This is a genomic window from Ruminococcus sp. 5_1_39BFAA, from assembly GCF_964240875.1.
In the GTDB taxonomy this organism is placed as follows: Bacteria; Bacillota; Clostridia; order Lachnospirales; family Lachnospiraceae; genus Blautia_A.
This window is the reverse complement of the sequence record NZ_CAXSVO010000006.1, coordinates 48,844-73,300: the sequence shown is the minus strand read 5'-3', so window position 1 is coordinate 73,300 and position 24,457 is coordinate 48,844. Positions and strand designations below refer to the sequence as shown.

The following is a 24,457-nucleotide window of genomic DNA, read 5'->3' as shown; positions in this document are numbered from 1 at the left end:
AACATGTTAGATGGAAAAGATGTGTGGAATATTTGGTTTCAGAAAGATATGGGCGAGCTCACGGTGGGAGACAGAACCGTTTATTCGTTTCCCAAAATGCGAAAGAGCTTTTACGAGATGCTCCAGGACACAGCAGCGAAATATCCGGATAAAACGGGGATCTGCGACAACTGGGACAGAACTTATACCTTTCCACAGTTTCTCCGGCAGGTAAATGAGCTGGCTGCCTATCTGAAATATGTAAAGCAGGTAAAAAAGGGCGACCGTGTGGGATTGCTCCTGAATAACGGAATAGAATTTGCCACAGCTTTTTACGCGCTTTGCAAACTTGGCGCCGTAGCTGCCCCGTTTCCTACCAAATACAGGGAGCCGGAGGTGCGGTCTTTGATCCAAAAGGCAGATCTTTCCGGAATTCTTGCAAGTGAGGATTATGCCTGGGCAGCTTCCTGTGAAAACCAGGATCGCTTTGTACTTCTTACAGGGGGTGAACAGGAGCAGTACGGATTTGCCTGGCTGTTTGAAGGAGAAGACTGGAAAAATTGTCCCGGGGATGTTGTAAATGAGCCTGGTGTTGGTGAATTAAATGATGAGATGATCCTCATGTTTACTTCCGGCACTACCTCTGCAAGCAAAGGCGTGATCCTGAAAAATTACAATATTAACCATGCGGTTATGATCTATCAGCGGCTATTGGAGCTGGGACATGAGGACAAAACCATTATCCCGGTACCGATCTACCATATTACCGGACTGGTGGCGCTGCTCGGATTGTTCGTCTATATCGGCGGTACGGTTTATCTGTATAAAAGATACGATGCAAAAAGGATACTGGAGGGTGTCGTAAAGCATGGGATCACCTTCATGCACGGTTCACCCACCGTATTTGGGCTTTTGCTTGATTTCCAGAAGGAGTTTCCGGAGCTTCCTACGATCCGTACTCTAGCCTGCGGAAGCAGCTATATGCCGGTAGAGACCATGAAGAAGCTTCATAACTGGATGCCGCAGATGGAATTCCGTAATGTTTACGGCATGACGGAAACCTCATCGCCGGGAACGGTTTTCCCCTATGATGCGGCCACAAGTATTTATCCCGGCTCCGAAGGAAAGCCCATTCCCGGGCTTCAGATCAAAATTCTGGATGACAACGGGCAGGAGCTGCCGAACGGAGAGGTTGGGGTGGTCTTTGTAAGGGGCGCTAATATCTGTGAATATTACTACAATCTGAAAACACCCCTGATCACAGAGGACGGCTGGCTGAACACTGGAGACATGGGATATATCAATGAGGATTCCTACGTGTTTATCGTAGACCGTAAAAAAGACATGATCAACAGAGGCGGCGAGAAAATCTGGTGTACGGACGTGGAGGATGAGCTTGTTTCCCGGAAGGGAATCAAGGATGCGGCAGTTGTGGGAATTCCCAGTGAAAAGTACGGGGAGGCTGCGGCGGCAGTGGTTGTTTTGGAGGAAGGTATCCGCATGACGGAGGAGGAACTGAAGGAAAGCTTAAAGAGCCGGCTGGCAAAATTTAAGATACCGGAACGGATCCTTTTTGTGGATGCGGTTCCAAAGACACCGGGCTTAAAAACGGATAAAAAGTATATCAAAACGCTGTTTGAGGAGAGAAAATAAATTATGTTAAAAGCGAATTTCGTAAGTGCAAAAGAGGCGGCATCCCGTGTAAAAGACGGAAGCACCATCTGCACCATTGCCATGACACTTGTCAGTGCCAGCGAGTCCATCTTAAAGGAGCTGGAAAAAAGCTTCCTTGAGACAGGACATCCAAAGGATCTTACCCTGCTCCATTCCTGCGGGCAGAGTGACAGAAAAGACGGGATCCAGCATCTTGCACATGAGGGTATGGTGACCAGGATCATCGGCTCTCACTGGGGACTGCAGCCCCGCTGGATGGAAATGATCGCAAACAGCCAGGTGGAGGCGTACTGCCTGCCCCAGGGCCAGATCGCACAGCTTTACCGCAGCATGGCATGCGGACTTCCGGGAAAAATGTCCAAGGTTGGACTTGGAACCTTCATCGATCCCCGTGTGGAAGGTGGAAAGATGAACGACCGAACAAAACCTCTTCCGGATATTGTGGACATTATCAAATACGATGATCAGGAATATATGTTTTACAAACAGGTTCCCATTGACGTATGTGTCATCCGCGGAACTGTATGCGACGAGATGGGAAATCTGACCACCACAGAGGAAGCAATGAAGCTGGAAGTTCTGCCTGCCGTACTGGCAGCAAAGCGCTACGGCGGAAGAGTCATCGCACAGGTAAAGCAGGTGGTTCAGACAGGCACCATTAATCCCAAGGATGTTACCGTACCGGGTGTCTTTATTGATGACATTGTGGTTTGCGAGAACCCGATGGAGGACCACAGGCAGACCTCTTCCTGGTATTTTGACCCATCCTACTGCGGACAGGTGAGAGTTCCACAGGGAAACATCCCGCCTGCACCATTTAACGAGAGAAAATTCATTGCCCGCCGCGGTACCCAGGAGCTGTACCACGGGGCTGTTGTAAACCTTGGAACCGGAATCCCCAATGATATGGTAGGCAAGGTATGCAACGAGGAGGGCGTTTCAGACGATATTATGATCACTGTGGAGTCCGGTATTTACGGCGGAGTTCAGGCAGGAGGCATTGATTTCGGCATCGGCCAGAACCTGTACGCCATGATCGGACATCACGAACAGATGGATTATTACAATGGCGCCGGTGTTGACATCACTTATATGGGCCTTGGAGAACTGGGGGAGGATGGAAGCGTCAACTCCACAAAGATGGGGCCAAGATGTACAGGAGCCGGAGGCTTTATCGATATTACCCAGAATGCGAAAAAAGTAGTATTTTTGGGAACTTTTACAGCCAGCGGAGCAAAATATGAGTTTAAGGACGGCAGGCTTACCATTCTTCAGGAGGGCAAGATCCGCAAGATGGTAAAAAATGTGGCACAGCTTTCCTTTAACGGTCCCATGGCGAGAGAAAAAGGCCAGGAGGTTATGATCATTACGGAACGTGCCGTATTCCGCCTGGTAAAAGAAGGTGTGGAGCTGATTGAGATCGCACCTGGAATCGACCTGCAGACACAGGTTTTGGATATGATGGATTTTAAACCGATCGTAAGCCCTGAGCTTAAGACTATGGATGAGAGGCTTTTCATCCAGGACGGACCATTCGGTTTGGAATTGAAAGAAAAACCTGAGAGGTAGGTTTTTCGAAAGGAACGCTGCAGGGATGCGCACTGCGCGCAAGAGGAATATGGTTGCTGGCGCATACTTTTAATATAAGAAAAGAGGTATATGAAAATGGAACACAATAAGGTAGCAGTTATCGGCGCAGGATTAATGGGAAGCGGAATCGCACAGGCTTGTGCGCAGGCAGGATATGAAGTGGTAAACATTGATACATTTGAGTCCGCAATTGAAAAGGCAAAGGCAAATATTGAGAAGCTTTTCAATAAAAAGGTTGCAAAAGGCTCCATGACTGAGGAGAAGAAAGCAGAGATTCTGGGACGTCTTACCTACAGCGGAAATTTTGACGATGTGAAGGGCGCTTTCCTGGTAGTGGAAGCCGTACCGGAGAAGATTGAGATCAAGAAAGATACCTTCAAAAAGCTTGACGCGGCAGCAGACCCGGAAACCATCCTTGTTTCAAACACATCAGGCTTAAGCATCTCTGAGATTGCTTCTGTAACAAACAGACCGGACAAGGTAATGGGCGCACATTTCTTCTATCCGGCACCTGTTATGAAGCTTCTGGAGCTGGTTCGCGGACTGGTGACCTCTGATGCCACATACGCAGTTGTAAAAGAATTTGCTGCAAAGATCGGCAAAACAACCGTAGACGCTCCGGAGTATCCGGGATTTTTGGTAAACCGTATTCTGGTTCCCATGCAGAACGAGGGTGCATTTATGGTAATGGAAGGCTGCAAGCCGGAGGATGTTGACAATGCCATGAAGCTTGGCTGCAATCATCCTATGGGACCATGCGAGCTGACAGATTTTGTTGGTATCGACGTGATGCTGGCAACCATGACGGGTCTTTACAATGGCTTCCATGACAGCAAATACAGACCATGCCCGCTTCTGGAAACTATGGTAAAAGCAGGACATCTGGGAAAGAAGAGCGGTCAGGGCTTTTATAAATATGATGAGAATGGAAATAAGATCCAGTAAGTTGGGGATCAGGAGAATACCCTGGGGAAACGTAACATAGAGAATTTTAAAACTATCACAGAAAACAGATACAAGTATAGGAGAAAAGAATCATGAGAGATGTAGTGATCGTAAGCGGTGTAAGACTTCCTGTTGGAAGCTTTGGCGGAAGCTTAAAGGATGTTTCCGCAATTGATATGGGTGCAATGGTAGTAAAAGAAGCAGTAAACCGTGCAGGGATCGATCCTGCTGTTGTGGATGAGGTTATCATCGGACAGGTTGGAGAGGTTGCAGAAAACGGCTTCGTGGCAAGAGCCATCAGCTTAAAGGCTGGTATGCCAAAGGAGACAACGGCTTATTCCGTAAACAGACAGTGCGGTTCCTCTCTGCAGTCCATCGCAGACGCAGTTATGGAGATCCAGACAGGTCAGGCGGATGTTGTTGTTGCAGGCGGTGCAGAGAATATTTCCCAGCTTCCTTACTATGTAAAGGATGCACGCTGGGGAGCGAGAATGGGCCACAAGACCTTTGAGGACGGCGTGATCGACATTCTGACCTGGCCGCTGGACGGCAATCACAACGGTGTAACGGCTGAAAATGTTGCAAATAAATTCAACGTAACCCGTGAGGAGCAGGACCAGTTTGCACTGGAGAGCCATCAGAAAGCGTGCGCTGCCATCAAATCCGGGAAATTTAAGGATGAAATCCTTCCGGTAGAGTTGAAAGACAGAAAAGGAAATGTTACAATTTTTGATACTGATGAGGGACCGAGAGATGGACAGACAATTGAAAAGCTTGCGAAACTTCGTCCCTGCTTTGTAAAGGGAGGCACTGTTACAGCAGGTAACTCCTCCAGCTTAAACGACGGTGCGGCAGCCGTAGTGGTTATGGCAAGAGAAAAGGCTGAGGAGCTGGGTGTTGTTCCAAAGCTGAAGATCGAGGGCTTTGCAGTGGCTGGATACGATGCAGAGCTGATGGGATACTCCCCGAAATTCTCCAGCGAAAAGCTTGCAAAGAAGCTTGGATTGAACCTGCAGGATATTGATATGTTTGAGATCAACGAGGCTTTTGCAAGTCAGGCATATGCAGTTAGAAGAGATCTTGGCCTGGACCCGGAGAAGGTAAATATCTACGGCGGCGGTATCTCCATCGGACATCCCATCGGAGCAACCGGAACGGTTCTGACGGTAAAGGTTCTGTATGAGTTAATGCGCACAGATAAGAAAGACGCTATGATCAGCATGTGTATCGGCGGCGGACAGGGTATTTCCATGTACTTTACAAAGTGCTAAATGCATAAGGCATACTAATATGCCCAAAAACACGGGCAGGAAGGGGAGACTATGAAAGTTGTGGTTGCGGTGGACTCCTTTAAGGGGAGCATGACATCAATAGAGGCGGGAAATGCCGTAGCAGAGGGGATCCGGCGGGCAGATGCACAGGCAGAAGTGGTTGTGCGCCCGCTGGCGGACGGCGGCGAGGGAACAGTGGAGGCGCTTGTCTGCGGAATGAACGGGGAAATGCAGCGGATGACGGTTACAGGCCCACTGGGAAAGCCGGTTGTCTGCGAATATGGGATTATCAGGGAATCCGGAACTGCTGTGATGGAAATGTCTGCCGCTGCGGGGATCACCATGGTTTCCGACGAGGAGAGAAATCCACTGTACACAACTACATACGGCGTAGGAGAAATGATTCGGGACGCTGTTTCCCGGGGCTGCCGGAGATTCCTTGTAGGTCTCGGCGGCAGCGCCACCAATGACGGCGGCGTGGGAATGCTGCAGGCATTGGGCTTTGGTTTTCTGGACAAGGATGGGCAGCAGGTTTCTCAGGGTGCTGTGGGGTTGAAGGATCTGATCCGAATCACGGACGATCAGGTAATCCCTGAGCTTTCACAGTGCCAGTTCCGTATTGCATGTGACGTGACAAATGTGCTCTGTGGAGATAACGGATGCAGCGCGGTATATGGACCGCAGAAGGGCGCAACGCCTGACATGATCCGGGATATGGACGAATGGCTGTCTCATTATGCAAAGCTGACCCATGAGAAATACCCAAAAGCAAATGCGTGCTTCCCTGGAACCGGGGCAGCAGGCGGATTGGGATTTGCCTTTCTTTCTTTTACCCATGCGGTCCTGGAATCTGGTATCAGCATCGTTCTGGATGAGCTGAAGCTGGAGGAGGATATGAAGGATGCGGACGTGGTGGTTACAGGCGAGGGACGCCTGGATGGACAAACAGCCATGGGCAAGGCACCTGTGGGTGTGGCAGGTTTGGCAAAGAAATATGGGCTTCCGGTGTTTGCATTCTCCGGAAGCGTAACGGAAAATGCCCGGGCCTGCAATGAAAGCGGCATCGATGCCTTTTTCCCCATTCTCAGAGGTGTGGTTACGCTTAAAGAGGCCATGAAGCCCGAGAACGCACAGAATAATATGGCAAACACAGTGGAGCAGGTGTTCCGACTGTGGTGCTTAAAAATGAAATAATCCGTGTCCAATAAAAACACGGAAGTCAGAAGCCCTTGCAGGAAAGACGATTTTTTTGCAAGGGCTTTTGTGACTCTTTAAGAAATTATTTCAGCCCCCATCATTTGGCAGAAGCTGTTCTTATTTTTGTATTGAAATTTGTACAAAAATCCTTTAAAATACAAGCATATAAAAATTGTATACAAAGTACAAAAGGCACAGCCGTACAGAGCAGAGAAAGAAGGGCTTTGGAGGCTGTCGGAATACAGCGGAGGAACTTATGCGTTTACGTGCACTGGCGAAAATAAATCTGGGATTGGATGTTTTGCGGAAAAGAGAGGATGGTTACCACGAGGTGCGGATGATCATGCAGACCATCCAGATGTATGATGTGCTGGAAATCCAAAAAAGCGATACACCGGGGATTACCCTCACCACGAATCTGCCCTATATTCCCACAGATGAAAAGAACCTGGTTTATCAGGCTGTGAAACTTTTGATGGATGAGTTTCATATTCAGGAAGGGATTTCCATGAATCTGGAAAAATTCATTCCGGTGGCAGCGGGCATGGCGGGTGGAAGCTCCGATGCCGCGGCTGCTTTTGTGGGCGTGAACCGGCTTTTTAACCTGGGACTTTCTGAAGAGGAGCTGATGAAGCATGCCGTGAAGGTTGGGGCGGACGTACCTTACTGTATCATGCGCGGAACGGCGCTGGCAGAGGGAATCGGAGAAAAACTCACCAGACTTCCACAGCTTCCCCATTGCTATGTGCTTGTGGGCAAACCGGGAGTGAATGTATCCACCAGGCTTGCATATGAAAACCTGAACCTGGCTGGAATTTCCCGCCATCCGGATATTGACGGGATGATAGAGGACATTAGCCGGGGAGATTTGTATGCAATGGCTTCCAAAATGGAGAATGTGTTTGAGCCGGGAATCATCGGGAAATATCCGGTTATTCAGGAAATCAGGGACTTGATGGAGGCAAAAGGCGCTCTTAAGGCAATGATGAGCGGAAGCGGGCCTACGGTATTCGGAATCTTTGATGACGAGGAAAAGATAGCGGCAGCGGCAGCGGCCCTTCGGGAAAGCAAGCTTGCGAAAACTGTGTTTGCCACGGAAGTATATAACCGAAATGGAGGAACTACCAATGACAAGTGATTTTTCAGTACATATGGATGAATATCTGCCGTTGAGAGACGTGGTATTTAATACCCTCCGGCAGGCGATCCTGAAGGGTGAGCTGAAGCCTGGGGAAAGGTTGATGGAGATTGCTCTTGCGGAGCGGCTGGGAGTGAGCAGGACGCCGATCCGGGAGGCTATGCGCAAGCTGGAGTTGGAGGGTCTGGTGGTGATGATTCCGCGCCGGGGTGCACAGGTGGCAAATATTACGGAAAAGGATCTGAATGATGTTCTGGAGGTGCGGATCGCACTGGAAAACATGGCGATTGAGAAGGCATGTGAGAATATGACAGAGGATTCCATGAGCAAGCTGTGGGTGGCTGCGAAGGAGTTTGAGCGCACTACGGCAGAGGGAAATCTTGTCAAGATGGCAGAGGCAGATGTTGCGTTTCATGAGATCATTTACCAGGCTTCAGGCAACAGGAGGCTGATCCAGGTTTTGAATAACCTGCGGGAGCAGATTTATCGCTACCGTGTGGAATATCTGAAAGAAGAGGAAACCAGAAACCTTTTGGTGCGGGAGCATGAGGAGATGACAAAGGCGATTCGCGAGCGGGATGTGAAAAAGGCTCAGGAGATTGCCTATGAACATGTTGAAAATCAGAGAATGGGAATTATCCGGTCTATTCATACAGACAGCAACAGTGAGACAAGCGTAAAAGGCGGAAGCAAAAAATAGCTGCGGGCGCTGCTTTACATAATTATATAGGAATTGGGTATTCTAAGAGAGATGTGAGAGCGTCTCTCTTTTTTTATGGGAAAGGAAGGTGTGGAATTTGGAAAAAAATCAGGCGGTCCAGGAAGAGATAAAGGTATCGGCAATCCTCAGAAGAAATGAGGAGTATGTCCGTGAAAGACTTACAAACTGTGCGGACATCCAGATACGTCCCATGAGACTGGGCAGTGAGCGCAAGGTGGACTGCCTCATGGTATATATTGAAGTGGCAACCTCCAATATGATGCTGGAGGACTCTGCCCTTGGAAAAATGATCAACCATTTCTGGGAAATTCCTCCGGAGCGGATGGAGGAATTTATCCGGCATAACAGTCTGGGTATTGCGGATGTGAAAAAGCTGTCCACCATGGAAGAAGTATTTTCCGCACTGCTGGCGGGAAATGCGGTCTTTTTTATGGACGGCTTTGATCAGGCATTGAAAATATCCAGCGAGGGCTATCCCAATATGGGTGTCTCCGAGGTGGAGACGGAAAAGGTGCTGCGAGGCTCCAAGGAAGGTTTTTCCGATTCTGTAAAAACCAATTCGGCTCTCGTGAGAAAAAGGCTGCGGGACACCAGAATGAAGGTGGAGGAGCGATACATCGGAACACGTTCCCACACCCTGGTACATTTGCTTTACATGGAGGATCTGGTGAGGGAGGAATTTCTGGAGGATGTAAAGGAAAGGCTGGATGCCTTTGAGATTGATGGGATCCTGGACAGCGGAATGCTGGAACAGTTGACGGAGGACACCTGGTATTCCCCGTTTCCCCAATACCAGACAACAGAGCGGCCTGACCGTGCGGCGCAGGAGCTTTTAAACGGCAAGATCGTTCTGATGTGCGATAACTCCCCGGAAGCGCTGGTGCTGCCGGGAGCGTTCAGCAGCTTTATGGAAAGCAGTGAGGACTGGTATAATCGGTTTGAGATGGCATCCTTTTTGCGGGCGCTGCGCTATCTGGCACTGGCCGCGGCAACACTGCTTCCGGGACTTTATCTGGCAGTGATCCGGTTTCATACCCAGATCCTTCCAACCAATCTTATCCTTTCCTTTGCTCAGGCAAGAGAGGGCGTGCCTTTTTCCAGCGTGGCGGAGCTTTTGTTTCTGGAACTGGCGTTTGAGTTGATCAGGGAAGCGGGCGTGCGGATTCCCGGTGCCCTGGGAAATGCCATCGGGATCGTGGGTGGACTGATCGTCGGTTCAGCGGCGGTGGAGGCGAATCTGGTAAGCCCTATCGTGGTGATGATCGTGGCACTGACTGCGCTTGGTTCCATGGCGATTCCAAACGAGGAATTTGCATCAGCCTTTCGCCTTTTGAAATATTTCTTTTTGTTTTTGGGCGGATATCTGGGGATTTATGGGATCATTCTGGGGATTTACCTTACCGTCTCCCATTTGGCGGGATTGCTGAGCTTTGGAGTGCCGTATCTGGTACCTTTTGTGGAAAACAGGCCGAGAAAGGGTGTGGGAGACAGAATCTTGAGAATTCCCTTCCGAAAGAGGTGGCAGAGACCGCTGTATGCAAAGCAGGATGAGAGCGTGCGGCTGAAAAGGAGGGAAAAGTGATGGAGTTTGCGGAAAATAACAGGATTTCCCACAGGCAGCTTTACAGGCAGGTGGTGATGGCATTTCTGGCGCCCTTTCTTTTGTGCCTGTTCGGGAGAGGACGGATCCTGGGGCTTGGAGGAATTGCGGGAACGGCGGCAGCATTGGTGCTTCTGATGTTTTATGTGATTTTTCTGATCCGTCTTGCCCGGTATTGCGAGGATCTGAAAAAAGCAGCAGGGGGCTTTTGGGGACGGCTCATGGGAGCATTTTTTGTGGTTTATGTAATATTGACAGCGGCTTATCTGCTCTCTCTTCTTGAGGAGATCGTACCGAAAAGCCTGGTGACGGGCGTATCGGGTAGGTGGATTTCCTTTTTTGCTATCCTGGTGTGCAGCATGGGAACGCATCGGGGAATGCAGAGGCGGGGCAGGATTGCGGAGGTGTCGGGGGGAATTGTCCTCCTTGGCATTGTGGTGATGATGATACTGTGCGTGAAGCAAGGAGAGTGGACATATCTGGAAGAGATGCTGGAGGGGTCGCGGCTTACAGGGAGAAATTTTCTGGAGAGCACCTATGGAATCCTGTGCGGATTTGCCGGGTTGGGATTGCTTCCCTTTGTGATGGAGCATGTGGAAAAACAGGGCAGTGCAGGGCGTTCTGCTGCCTTTGCCGTGCTGACCCTGGGCGGTATTTTGATCGCCGTGCAGTTGATTCTACCGGCAGTGTTTGGGTGGGAGAGGCTGAAAACAGAGGAGTTTCCCATCTTACCCCTAATGGCGGGGGCGGATCTGCCGGGAAATGTGCTGGCGAGATTCGATGTGATCTGGATGGGATTTCTTTTATACAGCTTGCTGTTTTCCATAGGAAGTCTGCTGCACTATGGGCATCAGATCATAAGAAAGGCACATCTTGGAACAGGAAGGCTGTGGATGGCGGCAGCAGTTTATGCTCTGTCTATTCTGGAAATTGGCGGGATGGGAATTGAGGATTATTTTTTACCCTATCTTGGATATATTTTTGTTCCGGGATTGTTGCTTCTACAGGTGGTGCTTTTCATGCTGGGGAGAGGTAAGTGGAAGAAAAAAACAGCGGCTGTGGCCGGGACGGTATCCATGGTACTGTGCTTTTCGCTGATCCTCGGGGGCTGCGGTGCCGTGGAGCCGGAAAAAAGGATGTATCCCCTGGCTTTGGGGGTAGACTTAACAACGAACGCCGGAGCTGCAGACGCGGCAGCCCAAAATGGCGAAGCGGCTGCGGAGGGGAGCAAGGCTGCCAGCCTGTTCCAGCTCACCTACGGTATGCCTGATCTGCCGAAAGCCACTGGACAGGATAAATCCGGCGAGGAGGAAGGAAACACCGCTTTGACTATCAGTGGTCAAAGCTTCGCAGATATCGAGGCCGAGTACAACCGCACCCAGGAAAAGTATCTGGATATGGGGCATTTGCAGGTGTTGATCCTGGGCGATGGAGTCCTGAAAAATAACCTCTGGGAAACTGTCCTGGATTATCTGGAAGAGGAGCCTTACGTGGGAGAAAATGTTTACGTGTTCCGCACCAGCGACGCGAAGAAAGCCTTAAACTGGCAGGGCGCAGGCGGGACATCCATTGGTGAGTACCTTCAGGGACTTTTAGAAAACCGCACCCCGCCCCAGGAAAAGGACGGAACAACCCTGCGCGAGCTATACCATGCCCGCTACCAGAGCGGTATCCTGCCTGATCTTCCGGAGATTGTGTTTGTAAACGATGAAATCCAGGTGAATATCGGGGAGAAAATAACGGCTTAACGCTAATTGGTCTGCGAAATTTTGCCTGATCATGTATAAGAGACAGGCAGAGGGCAATAATCCTGATATATCAGGAGGTATTGCCATGAATTATCTGAAAAGCAAAAAGCATCGTTTCTATATAGCGCTGGTAGCCGCAATGTTGACAGCTCTTCTGGCAGCGGCATTACCAGCGGAACGTCTGTCGGAACCGCATGCCGGAACTCCGGCGCTTGCCTGGTGGGGAAGCATGTACCCAGAATTCTGCTTCGCAGAAAAGCCGGAAGAGGAAGGGGTCAAAATCAAAACCTCATTCTGGCTGGCAGAATTAATAAAAGGCATGACCGCTCAAAAGCCCTGATTCTTCGGAGTCAGGGCTTTTGCCGTAAGAATGCAGTGCTCTTGTAGAACTGTCGGTTTTTGTCGAAAGATTTTTCTGGATTATATATGAAAAATGGGCTATACTTTTTATACATTCTAATTATTCTTTACGGCATTTCGCCGGAAAATTTCCATTTTTTAATCATCAAAATACAGGAGGTGCTGCTTATGAATCCGTAAAAGAGACTGATGTCTATTGCAACAGAAAGAAAATAAAATTATAATAAAAGGAGAGAATAAATGGGCAGCAACAATACAATATTTGATGATGTCTTTCTCACATTGCTGGAAAAGCTTCCGCGGTTGATCATACCGCTTATAAACGAAGTATTTGAAACCAATTATACGGAGGAAGATGAAGTGATCCAGCTTAAGGATGCTCACCAGACCGAGGATGGACGGCGCACCACGGATTCCGCTTTGCGTATCAGAGATAAGTGGTACCATATCGAGTGCCAAAGTACGCCGGATTCTACTATCATAATCCGGATGATAGAATACGATTTTTCCATTGCGCTTGGAAATGTGAGAAAAGCGGGCGGGAAATATGTCATGGAGTTTCCGAGGTCCTGTATCTTATATCTCCGCCATACGAAAAACACAAAGGATATGGAAGAGGTGGAGATACATCTTCCGGAAGGTAAGCATTTCATCTACAAGGTTCCGGTGATAAAGGTGCAGGAATATACGAAAGATACGATCTTCCAGAAGAAGCTGCTGTTTTTGCTTCCGTTCTATATTATGCGCTATGAAAAGGAGGCTCACTGCATCGAAACGATGAGTTTAGACTGGACAGCCTTCTTGCCGAATATGCGGATATCAGAAAACGGCTGGAAATTTCTATGGGAAACAGAAATCAGGCAAAAGAACTGAAAGATTTAAAGGAACTCATCGCGCGAATTGCAGACTACATATTCCGTGATGGGGAAAAGACAAAGAAAGGAGTAAATGGAATTATGCGGGGAAAGGTATTGGAATTAGAATCAGACAGGATTTATAATGCAGGAATGGCGGCAGGGCTCCTGAGAGGTCGTATAACAGCTTATTCTGATGCAGGTCTGACTCCTGAGCAGATTGCACAGAAAGTGGAAAAGCCTGTAGAGGAGATTGAAAAAATCCTGAAAAAAGAAAAAGCCAGTTTATAGAGACATAGCACAAAAAGCGTGCGTACCAATCACATCCCAGTGACTGATACGCACCTTTTTTATATCTGTTGTTCATTAAAATGCTCTTGCACAGAATTATCCGCCGGATTTACAAGCAATATCTCGATCCCGCACTGCGCCGCCTTAGTGACCAGCTCCAGGGGAGCTTTATTATCTGTAATGATAATATCCAGATCAGACAGCTTCAAAGAATTGCAGAGCGAATTTACATTCCATTTGGAATAATCCAAAAGCAGAATCTTCTTTTTCGCAATGGATGCCAACGCACGCTTCGTAGTAGTCAGTGTCTGGGAATGCTCAAACGCTCCTCCGGGTACGCGGAAGGAACGGCATGACAAAAAAGCAATGTCCGCCTGATACTGTGAAATCCATTCCGGGTCAGAAATCAAAATGGAGCGGTTTGAGTGGTGCATAAGCCCACCGGGGATCAGTATCTGGATGTCCGTGTGATTGGAAAGCGTAAGGGCGGCCATCAGGCTGGGGGTTATGACAGACAGTGACATATTCTTTGGCAGCATCATAATAAGCTGCTGGATCGTGGTGCCGGAATCCATACAGATATTCTGCAATGGATGAATATACTGCATGGCTACAGTGGCGATTGCATGTTTTTCCTGCTGATGCTCCCCAATCTCAATATAATAATCGGTATCCTTGGCAGACTGAAGCAGTACAGCATAGCCCCGTTCACGTTTTACAAAATTCATTTCCTGAAGCTCATCAAGATTTCTTCTGACAGTCATCTCAGTACAATTCAAAAGCTCCGAGAGCTCTTTGATGGTTATTACATTTTGCCTCTGCATAATTTCGATTATTTTTGCATGGCGTTCTTTTTTCATATGGTTTCCCTGCCTTACAGTGACTTTATCGCAACGATTCCGAAGCCAGACCGGACAGTCATGAAGGAATCGTTATATTTTATATAACTATAGCAAATAATATGTTCTGTTGCAATAATAAAATATTTCATACAACACAAAATGTTTGAATACGAACATTAAAATGTTCTTTTTGGATAAAAAACTATTGACATTTTTGAAAATGTGCGTTAGAATCTCATTAAACAACAAAAAGAGTTTCGAAATAGAACAAAAATAGAACAAAAAGGTATGCGGACAAAAACCGGATCGGAAGGATGAAAAAATGGAAGCATTCTATATTCTGGGAATAGACCAGAGTACACAGGGAACAAAGGCAGTGCTGTTTAACAGGACAGGTAAGATCATTGCCAGATGCGATGCACCTCACAGACAGATCATCAGTGACCAGAACTGGGTTTCCCATGACCCGGAAGAAATATACAGAAATGTGCTCCAGGTTTCCAGACAGGCAGTGGAGAAGGCTGGGATCGATAAAAACCAGATTGCCTGCATCGGAATCGACAATCAGAGAGAGACGACTGTGGGATGGAGCAGGGAAACGGGAAAACCCATAGGAAATGCGATCGTATGGCAGTGTAACCGTGCGAAGGAAATATGCGACCGGATTGCCCGGGAAACAGGCATCGGCGAAAAGATATATCGAACAACAGGCCTTAAGCTTTCACCCTATTATCCTGCGGGAAAAATGGCATGGATGCTGGAAAACATACCGGGTGCCCGCGGGGAAGCAGAGAAAGGAACTCTGGCATTGGGGACAATTGACAGTTGGCTGGTTTATAAGCTGACAAAAGAAAAATCCTTTAAAACAGACTACTCAAACGCCAGCAGAACACAGCTTATGAATATTAAAGAGCTGAAATGGGATCCCGAGGTTTGCAGCATATTCGACATTCCCATGGAGGCACTGCCGGAAATCTGCGATTCGGATTCCGTTTTCGGACATACTGATCTGGAAGGATATCTGGACAGGGAAATCCCGATCTGCGGCAACCTGGGAGATTCCCACGGCGCACTGTACGGTCATAACTGCCGCACGGCAGGAGGGATCAAAGCAACCTACGGAACAGGCTCCTCTGTGATGATGAATACGGGAGAAAGCCCATTCTTCAGCAGCCATGGACTTTCCACTTCCCTGGCATGGAGGATTCAGGGAAAGGCATCCTATGTGCTGGAAGGAAATATCAACTATACCGGAGCCGTTATTTCCTGGCTGAAAGATCAGTTGGGGCTGATTCAGTCCGCCGGAGAGACGGAAGAGCTGGCAAAGGCTGCAGACAAAAATGATAAGACGTATATCGTACCTGCCTTTTCCGGACTTGGGGCGCCATGGTGGAGGGATGACACCCTGGCGATCATGACAGGAATGAGCCGGACAACGGGGAAAAAGGAAATTGTAAAAGCAGCCTGTGACTGCATTGCATATCAGATCAATGATGTGGTGGAGGGAATGCGGAAGGACTCCGGTATTGAGATATCACAGTTATGTGTAGACGGAGGGCCTACCAGAAATCATTACCTGATGCAGTTCCAAAGCGATATCTCCCGGACCGGGATCAAGATACCGGATGCGGAGGAGCTGTCCGTGATCGGTGCCGCATATCTGGCAGGAGAAGCTGCAGGGCTTTACGATGCGGATAGAATATATGAGGCGATTTCTTACGAATTCTATGATACACAGATGGATGAAACGGAACGGACACAGAAGCAGGACGGCTGGAATAAAGCGATAAATATGCTTCTTAGAAAATAAAAACGAAAGGATACGAAAATGGACGCAGAGAGAAAGAAAAGGTTGTTGATTCAGGCATCGGAAATCCGTGAAAAAACAGTGGAGCTGATTTACCATGGCGGGGGCGGACATATCGGCGGGGATTTGTCAGAGACTGATATCATGGTGGTACTGTTTGACCAGATGAAGCATGATGCAAAGAACCCCAAATGGGAAGAAAGAGATTACTTTATCCTGAGCAAAGGTCATTCAGCAGAGACATACTATGCACTTCTCAACGAATACGGCTATATCGGACAAAAAGAGATGGACGATTTCGGAAGTTTTGGTGCCTTGCTGGGAGGGCACCCCAATAAAAAGGTAAACGGAGTTGAAGCAAACACAGGCTCCCTGGGACACGGACTGGGATTTGCCGCAGGAGCTGCCATTGCACTGAAAAAGGACGGAAAAAACAACCATGTTTATGTGCTTACCGGAGACGGCGAACTGGCAGAGGGCAGCAACTGGGAAGCCCTGATGTCTGCAAAGAAATATAAGCTTGATAATCTGACATGGATCGTGGACAGAAACCATTTGCAGATCAGCGGAAACACGGAGGATGTTATGCCTATCGACAGCCTGAAGGCAAAAGCGGAAGCATTTGGATTTAAGACCCTGGAAATTAACGGACATGACTACGACCAGATTTCCGATGCGCTGAATTTCAGGGAAAAGGATGAACCAGTCTGCATTATCGCAAACACCATTAAAGGAAAAGGACTTTCCTGTGCAGAGAATCAGGCAGGCTGGCATCATAAAACTCCTTCAAAAGAGCAGGTAGAGCAGTTAAAGGTAGATATGGCTGAATACAGAAAGGAATTGGAATAATGGAAAAAGAAGCTTGCAGCAGTGCTTTTGCGAAAATGATTCTGGAAGAGGCTAAAAAAGATAAGGATATTATTGTGGTATGTACAGACTCCAGAGGCTCTGCAAAAATGGGGGATTATCCAACTGAATTGCCGGAGCAGTTTGTGGAGATGGGAATTGCGGAGCAGAATTCTGTTACCGTTTCTGCCGGAATGGCATATATGGGAAAAAAGGTATTTACCATTGGCCCCGCAAGCTTTTACAGTATGCGCTCAGCAGAGCAGGTAAAGGTAGATGTCGCCTATTCACATAACAATGTAACAGTTATCGGCATCAGCGGTGGAATCAGTTATGGTGCGCTGGGAGCTACCCACCATTCCCTTCAGGACATTGCCCTGATGCGTTCCATCCCGGGACTTACGGTTATGATCCCGTCCGATGCGGTCCAGATGAGAAAGATCACAAAACAGCTTCTTCAGGAGCCGCGTCCTACATATATCCGCGTAGCCAGAGGAGGCGTTCCGGTGATCTATGATGAAAGTGCAGAGATCACCATTGGAAAGGCAAACCGTCTGACAGAAGGAAAGGACGCTGCCATTATCGCCTGCGGACAGCTTGTGGCAACAGCGTTGGAAGCTGCAGAGCAGTTAAAGGAAGAGGGAATTGATATTACCGTAGTGGATATGCACACCATTAAGCCTTTTGATGAAGAAATGGTGCGCAAGGTGGCAGAGGAATGCGGCTGCATCCTCACACTGGAGGAGCACAGCCTGTACGGCGGTCTGGGGGGATCTGTTGCCGAGGTGGTTTCACAGACAGTGCCCGTACCCTTAAGCATCTGCGGAATACCGGATGAAGATGTGCCAAACGGTTCCGACCAGGAAGTATTTGCTTACTATAAGATGGACACAAAGGGTGTGAAAGACAGAGTGAAAGCTCTGATCAGTAAAAAAAGTATCTGATCAGTGTCTGAAAAGATATATGCCGCTGAGCAGTTACAAGAAAACTATATAATACAGGAGGAATAAAAATGAAAGGAACAATGAAGGTCTGTGTCCTGACAGGGCAGAGGCAGTTGGAATGGACGGAAAGGGAAATTCCGCAGCCACAGCCAGGGGAATTGCAGATCAAACTGGAGTATGTGGGCATCTGCGGATCTGATCTCCACTTTTATGACCAGGGACGCCTTGCCAACTGGGAGCTGGACGGTCCTTTGGCGCTGGGCCATGAGCCGGGCGGAGTGGTTACCGCCATCGGTGAGGGAGTCGTTGGTTTCCAGGTAGGAGACAAGGTTGCCATTGAGCCTGCCGTACCATGCGGAAAGTGTGAAACCTGCAGAACAGGGCATTATAATCTGTGCCCGGATGTAAAAATGCTTGCCATTCCTCATGAGCGCGATGGGGTTTTTGCAGAATATTGTACCCATGATGCTACTATGTGTTTTAAGCTTCCTGACAATATGGATACCATGGAGGGCGGACTTCTGGAGCCCTTGACAGTGGGCATGCACGGAACAGAGCTTTCCAACGCAAAGCTTGGGGAAACAGCCATCGTTCTTGGGTGCGGATGTATTGGACTTTGCACCATTATGAGCCTGAAAGCAAGAGGCGTCAGCGAGATCTATGCGGTGGATGTTCTGGACAAACGTCTGGAAAGGGCATTGGAAGTAGGAGCCACAAGGGTATTTAACGGCAAACGGGAAAGCATTGAGGAGTTTGCAAAGACACTTCCAGGAGGCGGCGCAGACCAGGTATATGAGTGCGCAGGAAACAGATTCACCACTCTGCAGACATGCAGACTGATCAAGCGTGCAGGCAAGGTCACCCTGACAGGCGTATCACCGGAGCCGGTTCTGGAGCTGGACATTGCAACATTAAACGCCATGGAGGGCACGATCTACTCTGTTTACCGTTACAGAAACCTGTACCCCAAGGCGATCAAAGCGGTATCCTCAGGGCTGATCCCGCTGAAAAAGATCGTATCCCATGTATTTGACTTTAAAGACTGCATCCACGCCATTGAATACAGCAACGACCACAAGGATGAAGTAATTAAAGGCGTAATAAAATTTTAAGTACCTGCTCTGTACAGGATACAGAGAGTTACAACTAAAACAAATTTTTTAAGGAGGAAACAAAAATGAAAAAAAGATTCTTATCAATCGTAACCGCATCCTTAATGGCAGTGACCATGATGGCAGGAAGTGTGTCCGCAGCAGAGGCAGGAGACAGCGCAACGGGAAAGACATCCCTGGCAGACCAGAGCTTTGACACAAGCTATGAGCCGGCAAAGACCGAGTACAAGATCTACTGTACATACAAAAACATCCATAGCTGGTATGACGCCATCAAGGCAGGTGTTGATGCAGCAGTAGCTGACCTTGCTGAGAAAGGCGTAACCGTTGACTATGAGTGGTACGGACCGGCAGAGCCGGATGCTGTTGACCAGGTTAATTCCATTGAAACTGCCGTAGGACAGGGCTATGATCTGATCGCAGTAGACGTAAACCAGCCTGAGACGACTGCAAAGGCAATCGACGCAGCAGTTGCAGCAGGTGTAAAGGTTGCTACCTTTGCAAGCTCTGATGTGGAAAACTGTGACAGAAGCTTTTTCGTAGGAAACACAGATAACTATGGTGACGGTGAAGCTCTTGCAACAGCAGTATGCGAGAAGATGGGCGGAAAAGGCCAGATCGCAATTCTTTCCGGAACCATGGGTGCAGCATCTCATGAGCAGAGACTCCAGGCATTCAAAGATGTTATCGAGAAATATCCGGACATCGAACTTGTTGATGAGCAGAGAGACAACGATGCAGTTGAAAAAGCGATCAGCATTACAGAGTCCTGGCTTCAGGCTTACCCGGATTTAGGCGGTATCCTCTGCAACAACATGTCCAACCCGGTTGGCGCATGCCAGGCAGTGAAGGATGCAGGCAAGGGCGGCGAGATCGTCATCGGCGGTATGGATCATGACCTTCGTACCCTGGAATACCTGAAAGACGACACTCTGTATGTTGCACAGGTTCAGAACTGCTACGATATGGGCTATAAGCTGATCTGGAATGCTGTTAAAACAGTTGACGGCGAGGAAGTAGAAGATTCTACAGCAGTTGGCTCTACATCCGTATACGCAGATGAGGCTGATAAATTTATCACAATGCTCTATGGAGAGGATGCAAATGCAGAATAATGATAATTATATCATTGAAATGAAGGGTATTACCAAGTATTTCCCGGGAACCAAGGCTCTCGATGGCGTGGATCTGAAGCTTAGAAAGGGCGAGATCCATGCGCTGGTGGGAGAAAACGGAGCCGGAAAAAGTACCCTTATGAATATCCTGACCGGACAGATCACAAAGGACGGCGGAGAAGTTCTGATGGAAGGAGAGCCCTTGCGGCTCTCCTCTCCGCAGGACGCATTAAAAAAGAATATTGTTCTGGTGCCCCAGGAATTAAATCTGATCCCGGAAGCCAGTGTGACAGAGAATGTCTTTCTTGGCAATGAGCTTTGCAGCGGAGGAATGATCAACTGGAAAAAGGCACAGGAAAAGGCAAAGGAGCTTTTAAAGGTCCTGAACGTAGACATTGATGTGACACAGCCTGTAAAGAAATTATCAGCGGCTTATCAGCAAATGGTATCCATTGCCCATGCGCTGACTTATACGCCAAAGGTGCTGATCCTGGATGAGCCGACCTCCGTACTGACCAATGTGGAGGCAGACAACCTGTTTAAATCCATGAACCGTCTGAAAGCCCAGGGAACTGCCATGGTATTTATCACCCATCATCTGGATGAGGTCATGGAACAGGCAGACCGCATTACGATCATGAAGGACGGACAGCTTGTGGAAGAGACGCTCACCTCAGATATCACCAAGGATGAGATGATCACAAAGATGGCAGGCAAGAAGGTAAACGTGGCAAAGCATGTGACGCGCACCTACTCAAAGGAGAAATTTTTTGAGGCAAAAAATATTTCCCGCGCCGGAGAATTTGAGAATATCAGTTTTGACGTAAAGAAGGGTGAGATCCTCTGTGTGGCAGGACTGGTGGGTGCAGGCCGTACGGAGATTTTCAAGTGTGTGTTCGGAATCACTCAGAAGGAACCGGGCGGTCATACCTATATCGAGGGAAAAGAAGTAGATATCACCTCTCCCATCGCGGCGATCCAGCATGGAATGGGATACGTTTCTGAGGAAAGACGTCACGACGGTATCACGCCCGGCATGTCTGTAAAGGAGAATATGGTGCTTCCGTCCTATGGGCAGCTTACAAAGCACGGACTGATCGATTATAAGCAGGTTACAGAGATCGTGGACAAATATATTAAGTCCATGTCCATCAAGACGGCATCAAGAGAAACACTGATCAAGAATCTTTCCGGCGGTAACCAGCAGAAGGTGATCGTTGCCAGATGGATTGCGAAAAATGTAAAAATGCTCATTCTGGATGAACCTACCCGGGGAATTGACGTCAATGCCAAAAGCGAGATCTATGACCTGATCCGTCAGCTTGCGGACAGCGGCGTGGCTGTTGTTGTGATCTCTTCCGAGATGGATGAGGTCCTGGCGCTGGCAGACCGTATCATGGTCATCCATGCAGGCAAAGTGAGCGGATTTATTGACGAAGTTGACAGAACGACACAGGAAGACGTTCTGAAAGTCGCATTCCAATAACAGGGGGATTTCTTATCATGAATAGTGTGAAAAAATTTTTAAAGTCAACAGCAGGAATGGTGCTGGTGGTCACGATCCTGATCGGGATCGTGGTACATGCAGTAACCGGAAACTTTTTTACCGCTTATAACATCAGTACACTTTCCAGGGCGGCCTCCTTTTCCATCATCGTAGGCTTTGGACAGACGATCGTACTTCTGACAGGAGGCATTGACTTATCTGTGGCGACTATCGGCCAGGTCTGCGGTATGGCGAATGCGATCCTGATGGTAAATTACGGCGTGAACCCGTATCTTGCCATTATCGTTACAACAATACTGGGCGGACTTCTGGGAGCAGTAAACGGCTTTTTTATCTCGTATTTTAAGATGACCCCGTTTATCGTAACACTGGCAACCATGCAGATCTACAGAGGTATTGTATACGTTATTACCAAGGGTATGCCGATCACCGGTATGCCGGAGGCTGCTGAGAATCTGGGAAATGGGATCATTGGCGGAATCCTGCCAAACATCGTGGTCATGATGGTGATCATCTGTGTGCTTCTTACCGTGATGCTGAACCGGACAAAATTCGGACGTCATATTTATGCTCTGGGCGGTAACAGAAAATGTGCAAAGATCGTAGGTATCCCCACAGAGAAGGTGGAAATGATGGTATATTGCTTAAGCGGCATTCTGGCAGCGTTTGCAGGCGTTATGATGGCGTGCAGGCTGGCTTCTTTCCAGGCAAGTATCGGTGAGAGCTGGCAGATGGATTCTATCACAGCGGCAGTGCTGGGCGGCACCTCCATGTCAGGCGGTATCGGAACTGTAGTGGGAACTATCTTCGGCGGTCTTTTGAGCAGTGTTATCAGCACCTGTCTGACACTGCTTCGGGTATCCTCCTACTGGCAGACCATCGTTACCGGTGCAGTTGTTCTGATCGCAGTTCTCATTGACGCAGTGAAGGACAATCCTTCCATCCAGGAGAAGATCCAGAGGCGTCGGAGAAATAAAGGGAAATAATTGAAATAATAACTGGAGCTGTTGCAGAATGGCTGAGTCATCGGCTGGTCTGCAACAGCTCCTTTTTTGTTTCATAGGAAAGTACTCCATTTTGTTCTGCGTGAAGACTTTCTGAACTTTCCTTTGAAACAAAAAACGCAGCTTACGCTGCGGGAATGCGCACTATGCGCAAGAGGAATATGGTTGCTGGCGCAACCGCGCTTCGGCGCGAGTGTGCGCCAAGGCGCACACTTTTTGCTAACGTATTTGACACCATACTACTTTAATGTTATAAAGAAATAAGAAAATCGTTGGCTTTGGGAGAATTAGGGGGAAATTATGCTGAAAGTATTGATTGCAGATGATGAGAGAAAGGTAGGACTGCTGGTTAAAAATCTCATTGAGTGGGAAGAACTGGGGCTTGAGTTTATGGATATCGTGCAGGACGGGCAGACTGCCTATGAGGTCATTATGGCGGAAAAGCCGGATATTGTGATCACAGATATCCGCATGCCCAGCCTGACCGGACTGGAAATGATACAGAAGGTAACAGAGTCCGGGCTGCAGGTACACTTTATTGTGATCAGCGGCTACCGGTATTTTGAATATGCCCAGAGCGCGCTGAAATACGGGGTAAAGGACTATCTTCTGAAGCCTATTGATGAGGATGAATTAAACAAGATCCTGAAAAAAGTCTGCGAGGAAGAAGAGAAGGCCAGGGGTCTGCAGCAGCATGTAAAAAACCTGGAGAAAAATCTGGAAAACAGCAAGCACATGCTTCACAGGGAACTGATGGAGCGCGTTTTTGAGCAGCAGGAAAAGCAGGATACGGACATAACCGACAATGCACACCAGGAATACACGGGAAACGGACTTTTCCAGGCTGTTGGAATCAAGGTAGACCGCGATCTGAAAATCTCCCGGAATAAAGAGCAGGAAGCCCTGATCATAAACAAGCTGACAGATATGATAGGCGAAACAATACAGCCGCATGTAATTGACCTGGTAGTTTCTGCCAAAAGGCACATGTGGATCCTGGTGCTTTTAAACTTCCGGGAGGAAGATCAGGAGGAGATTTCCGCTCTTCTGAATCAGGTATTTTATTCTATGAAAAACTACATCGGAAGCTTTGAAAACTACGAGATCACCATGGGACAAAGCAGTTATACCGCTGAGTTTTCAAAGGTAAATCTGATCCTGGAAATGGCCCGGGAGGCTGTCCGGTGCAGGATCTTTGAGGGTTGTGGAATCTGCATCCGCACATATTCGGAGAACCGGAATAAAAATGTCAAGGGACAGGAAATCGTGAAAAACAATAAGGAGGCCATGGGAAAATATATCCAGGTGTTCCGGGTCGATGACCTTGACAGGATAATAAGGAGCTGCTTTGCAGAGGCAGAGCAGGAAAAAGCAATGGCCTGTGAATTTTTCGAGTTAGCATACAGTCTGCTGGGTACATACTGTGCACAGGTATCTGAGCTTTTCCATGAGGATATGACAACAGAACTTGAACGATGGAAAGAAGAGGCGGCAAACAGCAGAAACGTTAGTACAATGAAAAAGCTTGTGTTGGATACCCTGAAAAACCATCTGAAATATCTGGAACAGAAGCAGGCAGACCTGGAGCGGAAACCGATTCTGGATACCATAGAATATGTGAAAAACAACTATGGACAAAAGATTCTTCTGGAGGATGTGGCGGAAAAATTTGGCTTCCATCCCAACTATTTTTCTGAGATTTTCAAAAAAGAAACCGGCAAAAATTTCTCAGTTTATCTGTTAGAGGTACGCATGGAGGCTGCAAAAAAGCTTCTGCGGGACAGCTCAGATAATATCTATGAAATAGCATCGCAAGTGGGCTACAAGGATTCCAAATTTTTTAGCCAGCAGTTCACAAAGACCGTAGGAATCAAACCCACCGAATACCGGAGATTATATTTTTAAGAGGTGA

Annotated in this window: 21 protein-coding genes; 20 read left to right on the top strand and 1 reads right to left on the bottom strand. The window is 48.1% G+C overall.

Annotated elements, in window-relative coordinates; genetic code table 11:
• Positions 1-3 precede the first annotated feature (3 nt).
• From ACESZH_RS09245 to ACESZH_RS09190, 12 genes are all read left to right on the top strand, one after another.
• Complete coding sequence (locus ACESZH_RS09245) at positions 4-1,632, top strand: class I adenylate-forming enzyme family protein (RefSeq protein WP_373214653.1); 1,629 nt, start codon at positions 4-6, stop codon at positions 1,630-1,632.
• A gap of 3 nt (positions 1,633-1,635) precedes the next feature.
• A complete protein-coding gene (locus tag ACESZH_RS09240; protein WP_373214654.1) occupies positions 1,636-3,222 on the top strand; it encodes an acyl CoA:acetate/3-ketoacid CoA transferase in 1,587 nt (528 codons plus the stop codon).
• A gap of 96 nt (positions 3,223-3,318) precedes the next feature.
• A complete protein-coding gene (locus tag ACESZH_RS09235) occupies positions 3,319-4,188 on the top strand; it encodes a 3-hydroxyacyl-CoA dehydrogenase family protein (protein ID WP_373214657.1) in 870 nt (289 codons plus the stop codon).
• 92 nt (positions 4,189-4,280) lie between these two features.
• Positions 4,281-5,459 (top strand): acetyl-CoA C-acyltransferase, encoded by a 1,179-nt coding sequence (locus tag ACESZH_RS09230; RefSeq protein ID WP_373214658.1) that lies wholly within the window; start codon positions 4,281-4,283, stop codon positions 5,457-5,459.
• A gap of 51 nt (positions 5,460-5,510) precedes the next feature.
• The gene (locus tag ACESZH_RS09225) at positions 5,511-6,653 is read left to right on the top strand and encodes a glycerate kinase (RefSeq protein WP_373214660.1); all 1,143 of its coding nucleotides are present in this window, start codon (positions 5,511-5,513) and stop codon (positions 6,651-6,653) included.
• A 259-nt stretch (positions 6,654-6,912) separates the two neighbouring features.
• Positions 6,913-7,794, top strand: coding sequence for a 4-(cytidine 5'-diphospho)-2-C-methyl-D-erythritol kinase (ispE, locus tag ACESZH_RS09220; protein WP_373214662.1), 882 nt, complete (start codon positions 6,913-6,915; stop codon positions 7,792-7,794).
• The gene (locus tag ACESZH_RS09215) at positions 7,784-8,494 is read left to right on the top strand and encodes a GntR family transcriptional regulator (RefSeq protein ID WP_373214665.1); all 711 of its coding nucleotides are present in this window, start codon (positions 7,784-7,786) and stop codon (positions 8,492-8,494) included. Before ispE ends, ACESZH_RS09215 begins: the two co-directional genes overlap by 11 nt.
• Positions 8,495-8,582: 88 nt before the next feature.
• Positions 8,583-10,097, top strand: a complete 1,515-nt coding sequence (locus tag ACESZH_RS09210; RefSeq protein WP_373214667.1) for a spore germination protein — start codon at positions 8,583-8,585, stop codon at positions 10,095-10,097.
• Positions 10,097-11,863, top strand: a complete 1,767-nt coding sequence (locus ACESZH_RS09205) for a GerAB/ArcD/ProY family transporter (RefSeq protein WP_373214669.1) — start codon at positions 10,097-10,099, stop codon at positions 11,861-11,863. Before ACESZH_RS09210 ends, ACESZH_RS09205 begins: the two co-directional genes overlap by 1 nt.
• An 85-nt stretch (positions 11,864-11,948) precedes the next feature.
• The gene (locus tag ACESZH_RS09200; RefSeq protein WP_373214671.1) at positions 11,949-12,203 is read left to right on the top strand and encodes a hypothetical protein; all 255 of its coding nucleotides are present in this window, start codon (positions 11,949-11,951) and stop codon (positions 12,201-12,203) included.
• A 260-nt stretch (positions 12,204-12,463) separates the two neighbouring features.
• Positions 12,464-13,096, top strand: coding sequence for a hypothetical protein (locus ACESZH_RS09195; RefSeq protein ID WP_373214673.1), 633 nt, complete (start codon positions 12,464-12,466; stop codon positions 13,094-13,096).
• The gene (locus ACESZH_RS09190) at positions 13,066-13,368 is read left to right on the top strand and encodes a hypothetical protein (protein ID WP_373214675.1); all 303 of its coding nucleotides are present in this window, start codon (positions 13,066-13,068) and stop codon (positions 13,366-13,368) included. The genes ACESZH_RS09195 and ACESZH_RS09190 overlap by 31 nt, the downstream gene beginning before the upstream one ends.
• Before the next feature lie 59 nt (positions 13,369-13,427).
• Here the strand turns inward: ACESZH_RS09190 and ACESZH_RS09185 are convergent, their stop codons facing one another.
• Positions 13,428-14,228: a DeoR/GlpR family DNA-binding transcription regulator gene (locus ACESZH_RS09185; protein ID WP_373214677.1), complete on the bottom strand. Its 801-nt coding sequence runs from the start codon at positions 14,226-14,228 to the stop codon at positions 13,428-13,430.
• 304 nt (positions 14,229-14,532) lie between these two features.
• On the opposite strand from ACESZH_RS09185, the gene ACESZH_RS09180 reads away from it, so the two are divergent.
• The 8 genes from ACESZH_RS09180 to ACESZH_RS09145 all read left to right on the top strand — a co-directional run bounded on the left by ACESZH_RS09180 (position 14,533) and on the right by ACESZH_RS09145 (position 24,450).
• On the top strand, positions 14,533-16,020 hold the full coding sequence (locus ACESZH_RS09180) for a glycerol kinase (RefSeq protein WP_373214679.1): 1,488 nt from the start codon (positions 14,533-14,535) through the stop codon (positions 16,018-16,020).
• An 18-nt stretch (positions 16,021-16,038) separates the two neighbouring features.
• Positions 16,039-16,866 (top strand): transketolase, encoded by an 828-nt coding sequence (locus ACESZH_RS09175; protein ID WP_373214681.1) that lies wholly within the window; start codon positions 16,039-16,041, stop codon positions 16,864-16,866.
• Entirely contained in the window at positions 16,866-17,807 is a 942-nt protein-coding gene (locus tag ACESZH_RS09170) for a transketolase family protein (RefSeq protein ID WP_373214684.1), read from the top strand. Before ACESZH_RS09175 ends, ACESZH_RS09170 begins: the two co-directional genes overlap by 1 nt.
• A 68-nt stretch (positions 17,808-17,875) precedes the next feature.
• Positions 17,876-18,919, top strand: a complete 1,044-nt coding sequence (locus tag ACESZH_RS09165) for an NAD(P)-dependent alcohol dehydrogenase (protein ID WP_373214686.1) — start codon at positions 17,876-17,878, stop codon at positions 18,917-18,919.
• A gap of 65 nt (positions 18,920-18,984) precedes the next feature.
• Positions 18,985-20,034 (top strand): substrate-binding domain-containing protein, encoded by a 1,050-nt coding sequence (locus ACESZH_RS09160; RefSeq protein WP_373214687.1) that lies wholly within the window; start codon positions 18,985-18,987, stop codon positions 20,032-20,034.
• Positions 20,024-21,520, top strand: a complete 1,497-nt coding sequence (locus tag ACESZH_RS09155; protein ID WP_373214689.1) for a sugar ABC transporter ATP-binding protein — start codon at positions 20,024-20,026, stop codon at positions 21,518-21,520. The genes ACESZH_RS09160 and ACESZH_RS09155 overlap by 11 nt, the downstream gene beginning before the upstream one ends.
• A gap of 17 nt (positions 21,521-21,537) precedes the next feature.
• Positions 21,538-22,527: an ABC transporter permease gene (locus ACESZH_RS09150; protein ID WP_373214691.1), complete on the top strand. Its 990-nt coding sequence runs from the start codon at positions 21,538-21,540 to the stop codon at positions 22,525-22,527.
• Positions 22,528-22,845: 318 nt separating this feature from the next.
• Complete coding sequence (locus tag ACESZH_RS09145; RefSeq protein WP_373214692.1) at positions 22,846-24,450, top strand: response regulator; 1,605 nt, start codon at positions 22,846-22,848, stop codon at positions 24,448-24,450.
• Positions 24,451-24,457 lie beyond the last annotated feature (7 nt).

Coding starts and splice junctions, on each gene's coding strand:
- ACESZH_RS09245 (WP_373214653.1), top strand. CDS start 4: ATGTTAGATGGAAAAGATGTGTGGAATATTTGGTTTCAGAAAGATATG.
- ACESZH_RS09240 (WP_373214654.1), top strand. CDS start 1,636: ATGTTAAAAGCGAATTTCGTAAGTGCAAAAGAGGCGGCATCCCGTGTA.
- ACESZH_RS09235 (WP_373214657.1), top strand. CDS start 3,319: ATGGAACACAATAAGGTAGCAGTTATCGGCGCAGGATTAATGGGAAGC.
- ACESZH_RS09230 (WP_373214658.1), top strand. CDS start 4,281: ATGAGAGATGTAGTGATCGTAAGCGGTGTAAGACTTCCTGTTGGAAGC.
- ACESZH_RS09225 (WP_373214660.1), top strand. CDS start 5,511: ATGAAAGTTGTGGTTGCGGTGGACTCCTTTAAGGGGAGCATGACATCA.
- ispE (WP_373214662.1), top strand. CDS start 6,913: ATGCGTTTACGTGCACTGGCGAAAATAAATCTGGGATTGGATGTTTTG.
- ACESZH_RS09215 (WP_373214665.1), top strand. CDS start 7,784: ATGACAAGTGATTTTTCAGTACATATGGATGAATATCTGCCGTTGAGA.
- ACESZH_RS09205 (WP_373214669.1), top strand. CDS start 10,097: ATGGAGTTTGCGGAAAATAACAGGATTTCCCACAGGCAGCTTTACAGG.
- ACESZH_RS09200 (WP_373214671.1), top strand. CDS start 11,949: ATGAATTATCTGAAAAGCAAAAAGCATCGTTTCTATATAGCGCTGGTA.
- ACESZH_RS09195 (WP_373214673.1), top strand. CDS start 12,464: ATGGGCAGCAACAATACAATATTTGATGATGTCTTTCTCACATTGCTG.
- ACESZH_RS09190 (WP_373214675.1), top strand. CDS start 13,066: ATGGGAAACAGAAATCAGGCAAAAGAACTGAAAGATTTAAAGGAACTC.
- ACESZH_RS09185 (WP_373214677.1), bottom strand. CDS start 14,228: ATGAAAAAAGAACGCCATGCAAAAATAATCGAAATTATGCAGAGGCAA.
- ACESZH_RS09180 (WP_373214679.1), top strand. CDS start 14,533: ATGGAAGCATTCTATATTCTGGGAATAGACCAGAGTACACAGGGAACA.
- ACESZH_RS09175 (WP_373214681.1), top strand. CDS start 16,039: ATGGACGCAGAGAGAAAGAAAAGGTTGTTGATTCAGGCATCGGAAATC.
- ACESZH_RS09170 (WP_373214684.1), top strand. CDS start 16,866: ATGGAAAAAGAAGCTTGCAGCAGTGCTTTTGCGAAAATGATTCTGGAA.
- ACESZH_RS09165 (WP_373214686.1), top strand. CDS start 17,876: ATGAAAGGAACAATGAAGGTCTGTGTCCTGACAGGGCAGAGGCAGTTG.
- ACESZH_RS09160 (WP_373214687.1), top strand. CDS start 18,985: ATGAAAAAAAGATTCTTATCAATCGTAACCGCATCCTTAATGGCAGTG.
- ACESZH_RS09155 (WP_373214689.1), top strand. CDS start 20,024: ATGCAGAATAATGATAATTATATCATTGAAATGAAGGGTATTACCAAG.
- ACESZH_RS09150 (WP_373214691.1), top strand. CDS start 21,538: ATGAATAGTGTGAAAAAATTTTTAAAGTCAACAGCAGGAATGGTGCTG.
- ACESZH_RS09145 (WP_373214692.1), top strand. CDS start 22,846: ATGCTGAAAGTATTGATTGCAGATGATGAGAGAAAGGTAGGACTGCTG.